The organism is Gordonia sp. ALPHA1B1 (assembly GCF_005502615.1).
GTDB lineage: Bacteria > Actinomycetota > Actinomycetes > Mycobacteriales > Mycobacteriaceae > Gordonia > Gordonia hongkongensis.
The window spans coordinates 43,606-59,103 of record NZ_SCOC01000013.1 but is presented as its reverse complement, the minus strand read 5'-3'; the positions used below and the strand labels follow the sequence as shown (position 1 = coordinate 59,103).

Annotated in this window: 14 protein-coding genes; 9 read left to right on the top strand and 5 right to left on the bottom strand. The window is 69.4% G+C overall.

What is annotated here, in order from left to right; translation table 11 throughout:
* Complete coding sequence (locus FFS52_RS11070; RefSeq protein ID WP_137809726.1) at positions 1-570, top strand: DUF3093 domain-containing protein; 570 nt, start codon at positions 1-3, stop codon at positions 568-570.
* Here FFS52_RS11070 and FFS52_RS11065 read toward each other — a convergent pair.
* From FFS52_RS11065 to FFS52_RS11055, 3 genes are all read right to left on the bottom strand, one after another.
* Positions 552-1,256, bottom strand: a complete 705-nt coding sequence (locus FFS52_RS11065; RefSeq protein WP_137809725.1) for a hypothetical protein — start codon at positions 1,254-1,256, stop codon at positions 552-554. The genes FFS52_RS11070 and FFS52_RS11065 overlap by 19 nt on opposite strands.
* Before the next feature lie 95 nt (positions 1,257-1,351).
* Positions 1,352-2,266: a manganese catalase family protein gene (locus tag FFS52_RS11060; protein WP_137809724.1), complete on the bottom strand. Its 915-nt coding sequence runs from the start codon at positions 2,264-2,266 to the stop codon at positions 1,352-1,354.
* Between the two features lie 234 nt (positions 2,267-2,500).
* Complete coding sequence (locus tag FFS52_RS11055) at positions 2,501-4,594, bottom strand: acyl-CoA dehydrogenase (RefSeq protein WP_137809723.1); 2,094 nt, start codon at positions 4,592-4,594, stop codon at positions 2,501-2,503.
* 157 nt (positions 4,595-4,751) lie between these two features.
* Here FFS52_RS11055 and FFS52_RS11050 point away from each other — a divergent pair, with 157 nt between their 5' ends.
* Together FFS52_RS11050 and FFS52_RS11045 are read left to right on the top strand one after the other, a co-directional pair.
* On the top strand, positions 4,752-5,447 hold the full coding sequence (locus FFS52_RS11050) for a TetR family transcriptional regulator (protein WP_137809722.1): 696 nt from the start codon (positions 4,752-4,754) through the stop codon (positions 5,445-5,447).
* A gap of 170 nt (positions 5,448-5,617) precedes the next feature.
* Positions 5,618-6,781 (top strand): acyl-CoA dehydrogenase, encoded by a 1,164-nt coding sequence (locus tag FFS52_RS11045; RefSeq protein ID WP_137809721.1) that lies wholly within the window; start codon positions 5,618-5,620, stop codon positions 6,779-6,781.
* A gap of 142 nt (positions 6,782-6,923) precedes the next feature.
* Here FFS52_RS11045 and FFS52_RS11040 read toward each other — a convergent pair whose 3' ends face one another.
* Together FFS52_RS11040 and FFS52_RS11035 are read right to left on the bottom strand one after the other, a co-directional pair.
* The gene (locus FFS52_RS11040) at positions 6,924-7,526 is read right to left on the bottom strand and encodes a YdcF family protein (protein ID WP_137809720.1); all 603 of its coding nucleotides are present in this window, start codon (positions 7,524-7,526) and stop codon (positions 6,924-6,926) included.
* A 161-nt stretch (positions 7,527-7,687) separates the two neighbouring features.
* Positions 7,688-9,157: an NAD-dependent succinate-semialdehyde dehydrogenase gene (locus tag FFS52_RS11035; RefSeq protein WP_137809719.1), complete on the bottom strand. Its 1,470-nt coding sequence runs from the start codon at positions 9,155-9,157 to the stop codon at positions 7,688-7,690.
* A 136-nt stretch (positions 9,158-9,293) separates the two neighbouring features.
* Here FFS52_RS11035 and FFS52_RS11030 point away from each other — a divergent pair, with 136 nt between their 5' ends.
* The 6 genes from FFS52_RS11030 to FFS52_RS11005 all read left to right on the top strand — a co-directional run bounded on the left by FFS52_RS11030 (position 9,294) and on the right by FFS52_RS11005 (position 15,478).
* Positions 9,294-10,214 (top strand): SGNH/GDSL hydrolase family protein, encoded by a 921-nt coding sequence (locus tag FFS52_RS11030; protein ID WP_137809718.1) that lies wholly within the window; start codon positions 9,294-9,296, stop codon positions 10,212-10,214.
* An 83-nt stretch (positions 10,215-10,297) separates the two neighbouring features.
* Positions 10,298-11,647 (top strand): glutamate-1-semialdehyde 2,1-aminomutase, encoded by a 1,350-nt coding sequence (hemL, locus tag FFS52_RS11025; RefSeq protein ID WP_078113018.1) that lies wholly within the window; start codon positions 10,298-10,300, stop codon positions 11,645-11,647.
* Positions 11,647-12,273, top strand: a complete 627-nt coding sequence (locus FFS52_RS11020) for a histidine phosphatase family protein (RefSeq protein ID WP_078113019.1) — start codon at positions 11,647-11,649, stop codon at positions 12,271-12,273. The genes hemL and FFS52_RS11020 overlap by 1 nt, the downstream gene beginning before the upstream one ends.
* A 15-nt stretch (positions 12,274-12,288) precedes the next feature.
* A complete protein-coding gene (locus FFS52_RS11015; protein ID WP_137809717.1) occupies positions 12,289-12,882 on the top strand; it encodes a TlpA disulfide reductase family protein in 594 nt (197 codons plus the stop codon).
* Positions 12,882-13,724 carry a cytochrome c biogenesis CcdA family protein gene (locus FFS52_RS11010; RefSeq protein ID WP_137809716.1) on the top strand — a complete coding sequence of 281 codons (843 nt, stop codon included), beginning with the start codon at positions 12,882-12,884 and terminating at the stop codon, positions 13,722-13,724. The genes FFS52_RS11015 and FFS52_RS11010 overlap by 1 nt, the downstream gene beginning before the upstream one ends.
* An 11-nt stretch (positions 13,725-13,735) precedes the next feature.
* On the top strand, positions 13,736-15,478 hold the full coding sequence (locus tag FFS52_RS11005; protein WP_137809715.1) for a cytochrome c biogenesis protein ResB: 1,743 nt from the start codon (positions 13,736-13,738) through the stop codon (positions 15,476-15,478).
* Positions 15,479-15,498: the final 20 nt, after the last annotated feature.

Sequence of the window (15,498 nt, the reverse complement as noted above, 5' to 3'; positions counted from 1 at the left end):
ATGACCGACGACGATCCGGAAGGTCACGACTCCGACCCCGTCGAGCCGGCGGGTGAGGTGCTGTTCGCCGAGTCCGGCGGCAGCTGGTGGGTGGTGCTGATCGGTCCGGTCCTGGTGGGCGCGGTCCTCGCGATGGAGATCGCCGGGCCCGGTCAGGTGCACTGGCCGGTGCTGGCGATCTTCTTCGTGCTGCTGCTGGGGTTCTCGCTCGTGCAGGTGTCCGCAGCCCGTCGGCATGTCAGCGTCGAGCTCACCGAGACCACGCTCCGCCAGGGAGCCGTCACGACGCCGCTGGCCGACATCGCGAAGATCTTCCCGCCCAATCACAGCCACACCCCCGAGGACTGGGAGAGTGCATCCGCGTTGGGCGAGCTGCACGGTGTACCGCGCCGGCGCAAGGGAATCGGTGTGCAGCTGACCTCCGGGCGGATCGCCCAGGCGTGGGCCCGCGACGTCGAGCGGTTGCGCAGCGAGCTCACGCAGGCGCACGAGGCCGTCCGGCTGGGGCTGCCGCCTCGGGGGACGTCGACGACGGAACCGTCCTCGGCGGATCAGGACACGACGGAGTGACGCCCCGCCCGGCTGTCGCGGTAGGCGCGGCGTCGTAGATCCCCGAGCCACGACGGGGCGAACTCGACGCCCTCGGGCCGGTGCAGGATGGGGTCGAAATCCACGTCGAGTCCGGTGAGGACGTGGTCGAGTTCGATCCGGACGACCGGCACGAACCGTCCGGCGCCGGCCTCCAGGACGATGACGATCGGTTGGTTGCGGCGGAGACGGGCGGCCAGGTCCTCGATCGACAGGCCCGACGAGTCCGCCGGTTCGAGGATGCGCGCCCGAATCCAGTACAGGTCACCGTCGTACCGGTACGGCGTCAGGCTCGACACCGCGGTGGCCCAGTGCGTCGTCGGCAGCGGGACGGGTAGTCGGCCGTCGAGCGGCGCCGGGCCGGCGAGCAGGAGATCCCAAGCGCCGGTGGCGTTGGTCGACGGCGACACCCCGCCGCCGCCGACGGTGCCGGGGTCGGTCGACGGGAAGCGGATGGCCAGGCCGACGATGTCCGGTAGGCCGCCGGGTGTGCCGATGCCCTTGGAGACCCGCACCGACACCGGGCCGCTGTGAAAGGGCAGTGGGTGGTCGGCCGACAGCGCGGCCGTGCCACCACACAGCAGACCGTCGGGGTGGAACACCCGGGCGTGTCTGAGGGCGGCCAGCCAGCGGAACGGGGTCGTGATGAGGTCGGGTAGTGCGCTCATGAGAACTCCGGTTGTCGGGTGGGCGCACGCGTGCCCGGAGGCGTCCCCGACATCGGGTCCACCGCCGGGCAGCGTGCACTGCACATGCTGTCGGTCTAGCCGGACGGGTCCGGGTCGACGACGTCCTTGATTTTGCCCATGACACCCTTCTCGGTGCCGAACTGCGGCTTCTGCGGGGTGCCCATCGCGCCGTCGTAGGTCGCGTAGAGCTTCGGGTCCGGCGGCGGACCCGACTGCCGGTCGCCCAGGGGCTGCGGATCGGCCAGGAACTTGAACTCGTGCGCGCCGTCGGGGGTGGGGCCGCTGGCCCAGCCGCCCTTGTCCGAGTCCTCGCCGTCGGACAGGTGCCACAGGGTGCTCGCGTGCTCGCTGAACTCCTCGTCGAAGAGGTCGCCGGGGGCGATCGTGCCCTCCAGGCCGTCCTCCTTGAGCTCCTCGATCCCCTTCAGCCAGAGGTTCTGGTGGAAGGTGTCGCGGGCGAGGTTGAACCGCAGCATGGCCTTCACGCCCGGATCGTCGGTCATGTGCCACAGGCGGGCCGTCTGGACGCGCCCCTGCGCCTCGGCGGTCACGTTGGCGTGGAAATCGGCGAGCAGATTGCCGCTGTGCGTGATGTATCCGCTGTTCCAGGGCACACCGTTGCTGTCGGCGAGACGGGGGCCGCCGCCGGAGAAGATGGCCTGGGTGGGGTCGGTGCCGCCGAGGACGGCGGCGACCACCGGGTCACCGAGGGCGTTCTCGGTCGAGTTGGTGACCGGCGCGCCTTCGAGCAGACGTGCGACCATGGTGGCGATCATCTCCACGTGACCGATCTCCTCGGTCGCGATGTCCATGATCATGTCCTTGTACTTGCCCTTCATGCGGCAGTTCCAGCCCTGCATGAGGTACTGCATCGTCACCGTCATCTCGCCATAGGCGCCGCCGAGCAACTCCTGGAGCTTGCGGGCGTAGACGGGGTCGGGCTTCTCGGGTTTGACGTCGAATTGCATGTAATCGGTGTGGCGGAACATGTGTTCTCTTTCCGAATCGGCTTGTGGCACGCTGTCGCAGCGCAGATGGACAAGTCGGGCGCGGGCGATTCCCGGACGCGGGCCCGCGCGATCTCGTCGGTGCGTCGCAGCGTGGTCTCCACAGCGGCGTCGGCGGCAGTATTCCCGTGGTGCGCAGGCCCAAACACCGGTGCCGAAACGACAACGCGGCCACCGCCTGTTCGACGGTGGCCGCGATGGTCTCGAGAGCGGGGGTCAGCCGTTCTGGAGCATGGGTGCGCGCAGCAACTCTTCCGGGACGCCGAAGGCGTCGACGAGCGACCGGGCATGCGGCCGCAATTCCTGGCAGAGCTCGTTCACGCCGCGGCGGATCGCCTTGGCGCGCTCCACCGAGATGTGCCGGTGCATCATGAACCAGGACAGGTCGTCCTCCAGTGCCGAGTAGACGAAGAGGTCGCACACCTTGCCCAGAAGCTCGGCCGCCGAACGGGAATCGCAATTCTCGATCGCCTCGACAAAGGCCTCGAGCACCACGCGTTCGATGTGAGCGTGCCCGACCTTCAGCAGGTGGTCCTGCGCGTTGTTGAACACCTCGAAAGCGTCGTTGTCGTCGTCAAGCGCGCGGCGTAGACGTTGGGCGCACGTCCGGACGAGGTGGTCCTCACGGTTACGGAACAACCTGATCTGGGTGCTGCGGTCGGTGAGCGCCGACTTCTCGGTGTCCTCGTCGGAACCGTCGAGCAGGGTCTGCACGACCTGTCGGACCGCGGTCTTCTCGGCCACCACGTCGCGGGCCATGCCCGCGATGAAGCGCACCCAGCCGCCCGCCGAAAGGCCCTGGACGTCTTCGGAGTACGCGGACAGCAGCTCCTTGGCGATGAGCTGCGTCATGATCGTGTTGTCGCCCTCGAAGGTGGTGAAGACGTCGATGTCACCCCGCATGATCGACAGCTGGTTCTCGTCGAGATAGCCTGCGCCGCCGCAGGCCTCACGGCTGACGTTGATCGCGTGGGAGGCGTGCCACGTGGCGTAGGCCTTGAGGCCGGCGGCCTGCCCCTCGAGCTGGCGCTGGCGTCCGGCGTCGGAGTCGTCGGGTGCGACCGACTGGACCTCGTGCAGTTCGTCGACGATCTCGTTCTGCGCGAATCCGATCGCGTACGACTTCGCGATGAGCGGCAACAGCTTTCGCTGGTGACCGAGGTAGTCCATCACGGTGATCTCGTCGGTGCCCTCGGGCGCCTCGAACTGCTTGCGGATCAATCCGTAGCGGGTCGAGAGTGCCAGCGCCTTGCGGCCGGCGGCACCCGCGGTCGCCGCCACGCTGACGCGGCCGCGGATGAGGGTGCCCAGCATGGTGAAGAAGCGGCGGTTGGTGTTCTCGATCGGCGAGCTGTAGCTGCCGTCTTCGGCGACGTCGGCGTAGCGGTTGAGCAGGTTCTCCGCGGGGATGCGGACGTTGTCGAACATGATCCGGCCGTTGTCGACGCCGGCGAGTCCGCCCTTGTACCCGCAGTCGCTGGTCGTGACGCCGGGCAGGTCGGAGCCGTCCTCGTCCCGGATCGGCACCACGAAACAGTGCACGCCACGGCCTTCGGGCTCCTCGTCGGGCCCACCGGTGACGAGCTGGGCGAACACCGCGGCGTACCGGGCGTGCGCGGCGGCACCGCCGATGTAGTCCTTGCGGGACGACGGGGTGGGGGAGTTGATCACGAACTCGCGGGCCTCGCGGTCGTAGGTCGCCGTGGTCTCGATGGCCTGCACGTTCGAGCCGTGCCCGGTCTCGGTCATCGCGAAGCACCCGAGGACGCTCAGGTCGATGATGCCGGGCACGTACTTCTCGTGATGCCGTGCGGTACCGAGGTTTTCGACGGCGCCGCCGAAGAGACCCCATTGCACGCCCGCCTTGACCATGAGGGACAGGTCCGCGTAGCCGAGCATCTCGATGGCGGTGATCGACGCGCCGATGTCGCCGCTGCCGCCGTGGTCCTCGGCGAAACCGGCGGCCGCGAAACCCTGCGAGGCGAGCTCGCGCATCACCTCGAGGGTGTGGGCGCGCGCCTCGTCGAGCGTCCGGGACGGGTCGGGCAGGAGGTCGGCGCGGTTCGAGTTCTCCCGCACCGTCTCCCTCGTCGCGCGCCAGCGACCGTCGAGGACGAACCGCAGATTGTCGACGAGCAGGGCACGCTCGTCCGCGGACAGTTCGTCGTCGGCGGAGACGTCGGTCGGGGCGACCGGGTCGTCGACGGTCGGTTCGGTCGCGATGGGTGTCGGACTCGTCGTCGACGGGGTCTTCTCCGTCGAGCTCTTCTCAGCCGGGGTCTTCTCGGTGGGAGCGGTGGGGGTTGCCATGGCTCCACCGTACGTAGTGACCACGCGTCGGACCCAGCTTTTGTGGCGGTCGCTACTGACGAGTAATGCGCACCGATCCGCTGCACGGGTCCGCGCCGAACTCCCGGTTCGGGACGGTCCGAGGGTCTCGTCGCCTCGATGTGGTGATACTTGTCCCATGTCAGTCGCGGACACCGATCCGGCCGCCTTCCGCACGCGCGTCGTCGCCGAGTCCATCCGTCTGTTCAGCGAGCACGGCTACGAGTCGACGACCGTCGAGCAGCTCGCGGCCGCCGCCGGGATGTCCCGTCGCACGTTCTTCCGGCAGTTCGGGTCGAAGGAGGACGTGATCTTCGCCGACCACGAGTCGCTGCTCGCGCAGGTCGGCGACCGGCTCGCGGCCTCCGACGAGGATCCGTGGCTGGCGGTATGTGCGGCGGCCGAGCTGGTCTTCGCCCACTTCGTCCGGGATCGCGAACTCGCGGTGCGGCGCGCACAGGTGGTGCAGGAGGTGCCCGCGCTGCGGGATCGGGAGCTGGTGACGACGTACCGCTACCAGGGTGCGTTCGAGGAGTTCCTGCGCGCACGGTTGCCCGGCGAGTCGCCGGTGCGGGTGGTTGCCTACGTCGCGGCGGTCACGGGCACCCACAACTTCCTGCTGCGGCAGATGATCCGCGGCGACGCCGAAGCCACCCCCGAACGACTGCGGGACGAGCTGCACCGAGTGGCGATGGCACTCGGTGCCGGGGGCGCCGGCGGCGCACCGGTCCCGGGCGGCGGGTCGGGCGGACGGGTCACCGTGGTCGCCTATCCGGCCGGGATGTCTCGGTCGGAAGTCGCACGTCGGGTGGCCGAAGAGCTGGGGGAGGACTGATCCGGCGGAGGGCTGCGGGACATCGGCGCCGGTTTCGAGGACAATCGGCGGGGACGGGGACTGCATCGATTGACATGGCACTCAGTGCCGTGCTGAACTGGTTGTCAACATCTGCCGGCACCCCGTGTGCCGGGAACGAACAGGCACTCGCTGTGCCGTGAGGAGTTGTCATGGGCTACGGAAATCCCGACTTCAACGTCTTCGAGCTCCCGGAAGAGCACATCGCGCTGCGCGAGGCGATTCGTGCGCTCTCGGAGAAGGAGATCGAGCCGCACGCCGCCGACGTCGACGAGAACTCGCGGTTCCCGCAGGAGGCGCTCGACGCCCTCGTCGCATCGGGTTTCAACGCCATCCACGTGCCCGAGGAATACGGCGGCCAGGGTGGCGACTCCATCGCCGCCTGCATCGTCATCGAAGAGGTCGCCCGCGTCGACGCATCGTCGTCGCTCATCCCCGCGGTCAACAAGCTCGGCACCATGGGCCTGATCCTCAACGGCTCCGACGAGCTCAAGCAGCAGGTGCTGCCCGGCATCGCCGCCGGTGAGGACATGGCGTCGTACGCCCTGAGCGAGCGCGAGGCCGGTTCGGATGCCGCGGGCATGAAGACCCGCGCCCGTAAGGACGGCAACAACTGGGTCCTCAACGGGTCCAAGTGCTGGATCACCAACGGCGGCAAGTCGAGCTGGTACACCGTGATGGCCGTGACCGACCCGGAGAAGAAGGCCAACGGCATCTCCGCGTTCATGGTCCACAAGGACGACCCCGGCTTCACCGTCGGACCGCTGGAGAAGAAGCTCGGCATCAAGGGTTCGCCGACCGCGGAGCTGTACTTCGAGGACTGCACCATCCCGCTCGACCGCATCATCGGCGACGAGGGCACCGGCTTCAAGACCGCCCTGCAGACCCTCGACCACACCCGCCCGACCATCGGCGCGCAGGCCGTCGGCATCGCGCAGGGCGCGCTCGACCAGGCCATCGCATATGTCAAGGACCGCAAGCAGTTCGGCAAGCCGATCAGCTCGTTCCAGGGCGTCGAGTTCATGATCGCCGACATGGCGATGAAGGTCGAGGCCGCTCGCCTCATGGTCTACACCTCGGCCGCTCGCGCCGAGCGCGGCGAGAAGAACCTGGGCTTCATCTCCTCGGCGTCGAAGTGCTTCGCCTCCGACGTCGCCATGGAGGTCACCACCGACGCCGTCCAGCTCTTCGGCGGTGCCGGTTACACCCGCGACTTCCCGGTCGAGCGCATGATGCGCGACGCCAAGATCACCCAGATCTACGAGGGCACCAACCAGATCCAGCGCGTCGTCATGAGCCGCGCGCTCCTGCGCTGATCGCCCCTGAAGCAACACGATCTCGCCCCGTCGGCTTCGGCCGGCGGGGCGAGCTGCGTTCTCGCGGTGCCGTTTTCGTCCCGCTGATGGGATCGAATCAGCGGCACGGAATCGGCGACGCGGGAAGGGTGTCCGTGGGGTGCTAGGCGTACGCGGAGCGGAACTCGATGCGCGCGCCCTGCTGCCGGGCCGCGTCGCGGAAGTTCTTCATCGCGCGTTCCATGTGGAAGCCGTTGGTGACGATGAGCGCGCCGGTTCCGCCCATCCGTTTTAGCATCGCCACCGTGTTCTGGGCGTTCTGCACCGTCGAGGTCGACGCGACCTCGTTCACCATCTGCCACATGGGGATTCCGCGTCGGATGAGTCCGAGGTTCATGAACTGGGCCTCGGTGACCGGAAGCCAGTGGGTGTCGCCACCGGAGACGATCATGCGGTTGAACGGGTGCTTCTTGCCGAGGTTCGCCGCGACGTCGAGACGACGCTTGAGGACATCCGGAGTTTGCCCGAGAACGCCGAACTTGGCGCCGAGTACGACGATGTACCGGGTCCCCGGACTCTGCCAGAGGAAGTTGCTGTTGGGGGTCCCGAGTTCGGAGCTGCCGAGGTCGACGCTGCCGAAATCGGTGCTGATCGCGACATTCTCGACCTTCGCCACCGGCTCGGAGGGTGCGACGGCGACCGCCACCGAGGCGGCAGTTGCGATTGCGGCCGCGGCTGCCGCGGTCGTGAGGGTTCTACGACGCATGGTGACCGAGTGTAGGGATCAGTACGGTCGTACAGGTATCGGGTTGATGACACCTGCATCACTAGTCACATACGTAACATGGCCCTTCGTGGCTCGTCGCTTGCGCTCCTCGCACCTCAGGGAGCGGAGGGAGGACGCAGCTCGCACCGGATCAGAAGGTGTCAGGTGAGCGCGATGTACTTCACCGAGAGGTACTCGTCGATGCCCTCGCTGCCGCCCTCGCGTCCGATCCCGGACTGCTTGATGCCGCCGAACGGTGCTGCGGCGTCGGAGATCACGCCGCGATTGACCCCGACCATGCCGGAGTCCAGGGCGCTCGCGACGCGCATGCAGCGCTCGAGGTCACGGCTGTAGAAGTACGACGCCAGGCCGTACTCGGTCGAGTTGGCGGCCTCGATGCCCGCGGACTCGTCGTCGAAGGTGCTGATCACCGCGACCGGACCGAAGATCTCCTCGCGCGTCACCGTTGCGTACGGATCGACGTTGTCGAGAACCGTTGCGGGATAGAAGAAACCCCGACCTTCCGGACGTTCACCGCCCAGTCGCACGCGGGCACCGTCGGCCACCGCCTGCTCGACCGCGTCGGCGACCTTGTCCCGCTGGTCGGCGTTCACCAGCGGCCCCAGGGTCACCCCGTCGTCGTACCCCGGTCCCATCCGGACCTCCGACATCTTCGCCACCAGCTTCTCGGTGAACTCCTCGGCGACACCGGACTGCACCAGGAACCGATTCGCGGCGGTGCAGGCCTCGCCCCCGTTGCGCATCTTGGCGGCGAACGCGCCCTCGACCGCGGCGTCGACGTCGGCGTCGTCGAAGACCAGGAACGGGGCGTTGCCGCCGAGCTCCATCGACGTGCGCAGGACGCGGTCGGCGGCCTGACCGAGCAAACTGCGACCCACCGGCGTCGACCCGGTGAAGCTGATCTTGCGGATGCGATCGTCGGTGATCAACGTCGACGACACGTCGCCGCTCGACGTGGTGGGCAACACCGACAGCACGCCGGGCGGCAAACCGGCTTCGGCGAAGGCCTCGGCCAGTGCCAGCATCGTCAGCGGCGTCTCGCGGGCCGGCTTCACGAGCATCACGTTGCCCGCGGCGAGCGCGGGCCCGATCTTGCGCGTCCCCATCGCGAGCGGGAAGTTCCACGGGGTGATCGCCAGGCACGGCCCGACGGGCTGGTGGGCCACCAGGATGCGCCCGTTGCCGGCCGGCGACGGACTGAACCGACCGCCGATCCGGACGGCCTCCTCGGCGAACCACCGCAAGAACTCGAGTCCGTACGTCGTCTCCGCCCGGCTGTCGGGGAGGGCGCGGCCCAGCTCGAGGGTCATCAGCATGGCGATGTCGTCGGCGCGATCGGTGAGCAACTGGAAGGTCCGACGGAGGATTTCGCCGCGCTCCCGGGGCGCGGTGGCCGCCCAGTCCGCCGACGCGGCGACGGCGGAATCGAGAGCGCGGCGGGCATCGGCAACCCCCGCGTCGGCGACCGAGACGAGCGACTCCTCGGTCGCGGCGTCGTAGACCTCGAAGGTCCCGCCGTCGGCTGCGGGTGTGGACCGGCCGTCGATCCAGAGCCCGGTCGGCACACCGTCGAGCACGGCCTGCGGGTCGAGAATCTCCTTGTCGCTCATGCGCATTCACATCCTCGTGACTCGGCTGCGGGACCCCGCACGATGCGGCGATCCCCCTCGGCGAACCACGCTACTCGCGTGGGCGGGCGGCCGGTCGGTGGTTGCCGACGGGCTTCACCGGACGCAGGATGGCGGCATGACGGCACGCAGGTTCGACGATCGACGTCCACGGCGGCTCATCCGGTCCGGGCTCGTGCTGCTCGCGGCGGGAGCGGTCCTCGCCGGCTGTGCCCAGTCGACGCAGAACGACGCCCAGTCGACGGAAACACCTGCCCAGTCGACGCGAACGCCTGCACAGTCGACGGCGTTCGTGAACCTCGGCGACAGCTTCAGCGCCGGGACCGGCGTGCGGCCACTGGAGGAGGACTCGCCGATCTACTGCCTGCGGTCGTCGAGGAACTACGCGCACGTCGTCGCGGCGGACGAGGACTTCGACCTCACCGACGTCAGCTGCGCGGGCGCCGACACCGACGACTTCCGCGAGTCGCAGCACCAGGGCGTGCCGCCCCAGCTCGACGCCCTCGACGGCGACACCGACGTGGTCACGATGATGATCGGCGGCAACGACGAGGAGACGTACGGTCGCGCGATCCGGCTCTGCGGCGAACTGGCCGACGCCGACCGCACCGGCTCGCCGTGCACGGACCGTTACGGACGGGCGCTGATCGAGCCGGTCGCCACCGACATCTATCCCGCCGTGCGCCAGGCCCTGCGCGACGTCCGGGACCGCGCGCCGAACGCGCGCGTCCTGCTCGTCGGCTATCCCTGGCTGGTCCCGCCGACCGCCGGCTGCTATCCCGAGATGCGACTCGCCGCCGGGGACGTATCGATGATCCGCGAGCTCCAGACCGCGCTCAACACGTACGGGCGGCGCGCGGCGCAGGACGAGGGCGTCGAGTTCGTCGACATGTCACAGGTGTCCGAGGGGCACGACGCGTGTGCCGGCGCGCAGCGCTGGATCGAGCCGATGACCACCTCGGGACCCGGCGCGGCGCATCCCAACGAGGCGGGTCAGGCGGCGATCGCCGAGCAGGTGCGCACCGCGCTCGCGAGCTGACCGGGTCCGGTTCGAGCCGGGTCGCACCCCCTCCGACCAGCGAGGATTTGGGTCACCCGGTGCCGTTTGGAACACTGTAGGCCGTGACCCCTTCCGCTGCTGCCACGCCCGCTCCCGGCACGGCCGCCTCCGCCGCGCTGTTCACCCGCGCGACGCAGGCCATCCCGGGCGGCGTCAACTCCCCGGTGCGCGCGTTCTCCGCGGTCGGCGGGACCCCTCGCTTCATCGCCTCGGCGTCCGGATGCCGGCTGACCGACGCCGACGGCAACGACTACGTCGACCTCGTGAGCTCCTGGGGTCCGATGATCCTGGGGCACGCGCACCCGGCCGTCGTCGAGGCGGTGCGTGAGGCGGCCACCGGCGGCCTGTCGTTCGGCGCCCCGACCGAGGCCGAGATCGAACTCGCCGAGGAGATCATCGGCCGCGTCGACCCCGTCGAGCGTGTCCGGCTGGTGAACTCCGGCACCGAGGCGACGATGTCGGCGATCCGCCTGGCCCGCGGGTACACGGGCCGGTCCAAGATCATCAAGTTCGCCGGCTGCTACCACGGTCACGTCGACGCACTGCTGGCCGCGGCCGGCTCCGGCGTCGCCACGCTCGGCCTGCCGACGAGCCCCGGCGTCACCGGTGCGTCGGCGCACGACACCCTCGTGCTGCCCTACAACGACCTCACCGCCGTCGCCGACGCCTTCGCGGAGTTCGGCGACGACATCGCGGCCGTCATCACCGAGGCCGCGGCCGGGAACATGGGCGCGGTCGCGCCGGTGGAGGGCTTCAACGCCGGACTCCGCGACCTGACGCGCCGCCACGGCGCGCTGCTGATCATGGACGAGGTCATGACCGGGTTCCGGGTGAGCCCGAGCGGCTGGTACGGGCTCGAGGGCGTGGCCGGTGACCTCTACACCTTCGGCAAGGTCATGAGCGGGGGACTGCCCGCGGCGGCGTTCGGTGGCCGCGCGGACGTCATGGAACGTCTCGCGCCGACCGGGCCGGTGTACCAGGCGGGCACGCTGTCGGGGAATCCCGTCGCCGTCGCCGCCGGCCTCGCGACCCTGCGCAACGCCGACGTCGAGGTCTACCGCACGCTCGACGCCAACGCCGACCGCCTCGCGACTCTGCTGCACGAGGCCCTCTCCGCGGCCGGGGTGGCCCACCGCGTGCAGAAGGCGGGCAGCCTGCTGAGTGTGTTCTTCACTACCGACCCGGAGATCCCGATCTTCGACTACGACGGCGTCGCCGCCACCGAGACCTGGCGGTTTGCGCCGTTCTTCCACGCCCTGCTCGAACGCGGCGTGTACGCGCCGCCGAGCGCCTACGAAGCCTGGTTTGTGTCCGCGGCGCTGGACGAGGATGCTTTCTCGCAGATCGCCGATGCGCTGCCCGCGGCAGCGCAGGCGGCCGCGACCGCAGCCACCCCGGGGGACAACGCCTGATGCACACGATCGTCCACATGATGCGCCATGGAGAGGTCGACAACCCCGACGGCATCCTCTACGGCCGTCTCCCCGGCTTCCGCCTCTCCGGCGACGGCCAGGCGCAGGCCCGTAAGGTCGCCGACACCCTCGCCGACCACGACGTCAAGGCCGTGTTCGCCTCGCCGCTGCAGCGCGCGCAGGAGACCGCCACCCCGATCGCCGCCGCGCACGGCATCCCGATCCTCACCAACGACGACCTCATCGAGGCGGACAACGTCTTCGAGGGTCTCAAGGTCTCTGTCGGCGACGGTGCGCTGAGCAAGCCCCGGCACTGGCCCAAACTCCGCGACCCGTTCACCCCCTCCTGGGGCGAGCCCTACATCCAGCTCGCCCACCGCATGCTCGCCGCCGCGAACAAGGCCCGCGACGCCGCCCGCGGTCACGAAGCCGTCTGCGTCAGCCACCAGCTGCCCGTGTACACCCTGCGCCGGTTCCTCGAAGGTCAGCGACTCTGGCACGACCCGCGTCGCCGGCAGTGCTCCCTGGCCTCGCTGACCAGCCTCATCTACGACGACGACGCCCTCGTCGACATCATCTACTCCGAGCCGGCCGGGTCCTCGGACCCACTGGCCACCGGTGCGTGAAGAAAGCCTGACGTAGTGCGCAAGTTCCTCCTGCCGACGATGTTGTCGGCCCTGATCCTGCTGGTCGCCGGATGCAGCACCGGCGACGACGCGGTCGCGCAGGGGAACACCTTCCAGTTCGTGTCACCGGGCGGGCAGACCGTCATCACCTACGCGCCCGACGAGCGCAAGCCGATCGCCGAACTCGCCGGCGAGGACCTGGTCACCGAGCAGCCGCTGTCGCTGTCCGACCCGCGATTCGCGGACAAGGTCGTCGTCGTCAACGTGTGGGGTTCGTGGTGCGGACCCTGCCGCGGTGAGGCCGACGACCTCGAGCGCGTCTACGAACGCAATCGCGCCGACGGGGTAGAATTCCTCGGCATCAACCTGCGCGATGACCGCGAGTCGGCCAAGGACTTCGTCATCGACCGCAAGGTCGGATTCCCGTCGATCTACGACTTCCCGGGGATGTCACTGGCCGCTCTGACCACGCCCACCTCGGTGGTGCCGACGACGATCGTCCTCGATCGGGAGCACCGGCCGGCGGCGGTGTTCCTCAAGGCGGTCTCCGACAACGAGCTCGACGAGGTCGTCAAGCGCGTCGCGGCCGAGCCGGCGGGGTCGGTGTGATGGACCCGACCACCTTGGATCCGACCACCTTGGACCCCACCACCCTGGTGCTCGCCTCCTCGATCGGCGACACGTTCGCCGACACCGTCTCCAGCGGACCGCTGCTGCTCGCCTTCGCCGCCTGCCTGCTCGCCGGGCTCGTGTCCTTCGCCTCGCCGTGCGTCGTGCCCCTCGTCCCGGGCTACCTGTCCTACCTCGCGGGTCTCGTCGGGGCCGAGGCGCCCGCGGTGGAGGTGGGGGAGAGCGCCAAGAGCGGCCGGTCGCGGGTCGCGCTGGCCGCCGGCCTGTTCGTCCTCGGCTTCACCGTCGTCTTCGTCGCCGCCACCGCCACCGTCCTCGGCGTGACCAGTACCTTCGTCTTGAATCGCGAACTGCTGCAACGCATCGGCGGGGTCGTGACCATCGCCATGGGCCTGGTGTTCATCGGCCTCATCCCGGCTCTGCAGCGCGAGGTCCGCTTCGAACCGCGGCGGGTCTCCAACATCGTCGGGGCGCCGCTGCTCGGAGCGGTCTTCGCACTCGGCTGGACGCCGTGCCTCGGGCCGACCCTGGCCGCGGTGATCGCCACCGTCAGCGGGACCGAGGGGTCGACGGCGGCCAAGGGCGTGACCCTCATCGTCGCGTACTGCCTCGGCCTGGGCCTGCCCTTCGTGATCCTGGCGTTCTCCTCGGCCTGGGCCCTGCGCAGTCTCGGCTGGCTCCGCCGGAACGCCCGCACGATCCAGGTGATCGGGGGCGTCCTGCTGATCGGGGTCGGCGTCGCCCTCCTGACCGGCTGGTGGGACCAGTTCATCGTGTGGGTCCAGGTCCGCTTCGTCACCGACACCCAACTACCGATCTGAGTGCTGTCCTGATGACCGATGTGACCGACCGCCCGCAGGTGGACACCCCCGAGCCGGCCCCGAAGCCCCACTGGGCCCGCCGCCGGGTGCTGTGGCCCCTGCGCAATCTGTGGCGTTCGCTGACCTCGATGCGGACCGCGCTGATCCTGCTCTTCCTGCTCGCGCTCGCTGCGATCCCCGGTGCCCTGCTCCCGCAGCGCGAGCTCAACGAGCAGAAGACCCTGGAGTACATCGCCGCCCGCGGTCAGCTCGGCGTGTGGATGGACCGCCTGCAGCTCTTCGACGTCTTCTCCAGCGCCTGGTTCACCGCGATCTACGTCCTGCTGTTCATCTCCCTCGTCGGCTGCCTGACGCCGCGCATGGTCGAGCACTTCCACAGCCTGCGCGCGAAACCCGTTGCCGCACCGCGCAACCTGTCGCGGTTGCCGCGGCACGTGACCCACACCGTCGACGGGGATCCGGAGACGGTCGCCCGACGGATCGACGGCCGGTTGCGCGGGTGGCGTCGCGAGGTCGTGGTCCGCGAGCCGAGCAAGGCGTATCCGGACGGGTGCGTCGAGGTCTCGGCGGAGAAGGGCTATCTGCGCGAGTTCGGCAACCTGGTGTTCCACTTCGCGCTGCTGGCGCTGCTGGTGTCGATCGCGCTCGGCAAGATGTACGGCTACGAGGGCACCCGCAGCCTCGTCGCCGACGGCGAACAGGGACTGTGCAACACCTCGACCGCCGTCTACGACTCGTTCCGCGCCGGCAACCTGGTCGACGGCACCGACCTGTCGCCGTTCTGCTTCCGCGTCGACGACTTCTTGGCGACCTTCCTGCCCAGCGGTCAGCCCGACATGTACGACGCCACCATCCGGTACGCCGCGGGCAGTGACGGCAGCGTGGGCAACCTCGGCGATCCCGCCGGCTGGGACACCGCGTCGGTGCGCGTCAACGAACCGCTTCGCGTCGCGGGCGACCGGGTCTACGTCCTCGGCAACGGTTTCGCGCCGACGTTCACGGTGACCTTCCCCAACGGGGAGAAGCGCACGCAGACCACCCCGTTCGTGCCGGACGAGCTCCAGACGATGCTCTCGTCGGGCGCGGCACGCTTCGACACCCCGGCGGGCCTGTACCCCGACGCCGACGACCGCCGGAAGAACCAGATCGCGCTGGAGGGCCTGTTCGCGCCCACCGCGTCGTTCCACGGCTCGCTGCTGACGTCGTCGTCGCCGACCCCCGACGACCCCTTCGTCGCGATCCGGATCTTCAAGGGCGACACCGGTCTGGACACCGGCAGACCGCAGAACGTCTACTCGCTCGATCAGGACCTCATCGAACAGGGCCGCCTCCAACGTCAGGCGCAGGTCAACCTCGCGGTCGGCCAGAGCCACACCCTCGCCGACGGCACGACGGTGACCTTCGACGGCTACGAGCGGTGGGTGTCGGTCCAGGTCTCGCACGACCCCGCCCAGATCTGGGTGCTGGTGAGCTCGATCGTCATGCTCGGCGGTCTGCTGGTGTCGCTGCTGATCCGCCGCCGGCGCATCTGGGCCCGCCTGGTCCCGGTGCCGGCCGTGAGCGCTCATGCCGACGGCGATGGCCCGGACACCGATGGCCCGGACACTGGGCAACGACGTACTGTAGTAGAAATCGCCGGGCTGGCGCGTACCGATCAGGCCGGTTGGGGTGAGGGCTTCGACGAGCAGGCGGCCGAGTTGGTGGCCGACGACGCCGACGGACCTGCCTCGCGGCGGACGACCCGGCGGCTCTAGCGGCCGGCGAAAGGAAGCAC

What these genes read in the sequence shown, in the direction of transcription:
- FFS52_RS11005 (WP_137809715.1), top strand. Translation starts at nt 13,736, where the DNA reads ATGACCGATGTGACCGACCGCCCGCAGGTGGACACCCCCGAGCCGGCC.
- FFS52_RS11060 (WP_137809724.1), bottom strand. Translation starts at nt 2,266, where the DNA reads ATGTTCCGCCACACCGATTACATGCAATTCGACGTCAAACCCGAGAAG.
- FFS52_RS11035 (WP_137809719.1), bottom strand. Translation starts at nt 9,157, where the DNA reads ATGAGCGACAAGGAGATTCTCGACCCGCAGGCCGTGCTCGACGGTGTG.
- FFS52_RS11030 (WP_137809718.1), top strand. Translation starts at nt 9,294, where the DNA reads ATGACGGCACGCAGGTTCGACGATCGACGTCCACGGCGGCTCATCCGG.
- FFS52_RS11070 (WP_137809726.1), top strand. Translation starts at nt 1, where the DNA reads ATGACCGACGACGATCCGGAAGGTCACGACTCCGACCCCGTCGAGCCG.
- FFS52_RS11020 (WP_078113019.1), top strand. Translation starts at nt 11,647, where the DNA reads ATGCACACGATCGTCCACATGATGCGCCATGGAGAGGTCGACAACCCC.
- FFS52_RS11055 (WP_137809723.1), bottom strand. Translation starts at nt 4,594, where the DNA reads ATGGCAACCCCCACCGCTCCCACCGAGAAGACCCCGGCTGAGAAGAGC.
- FFS52_RS11050 (WP_137809722.1), top strand. Translation starts at nt 4,752, where the DNA reads ATGTCAGTCGCGGACACCGATCCGGCCGCCTTCCGCACGCGCGTCGTC.
- FFS52_RS11010 (WP_137809716.1), top strand. Translation starts at nt 12,882, where the DNA reads ATGGACCCGACCACCTTGGATCCGACCACCTTGGACCCCACCACCCTG.
- FFS52_RS11065 (WP_137809725.1), bottom strand. Translation starts at nt 1,256, where the DNA reads ATGAGCGCACTACCCGACCTCATCACGACCCCGTTCCGCTGGCTGGCC.
- FFS52_RS11040 (WP_137809720.1), bottom strand. Translation starts at nt 7,526, where the DNA reads ATGCGTCGTAGAACCCTCACGACCGCGGCAGCCGCGGCCGCAATCGCA.
- FFS52_RS11045 (WP_137809721.1), top strand. Translation starts at nt 5,618, where the DNA reads ATGGGCTACGGAAATCCCGACTTCAACGTCTTCGAGCTCCCGGAAGAG.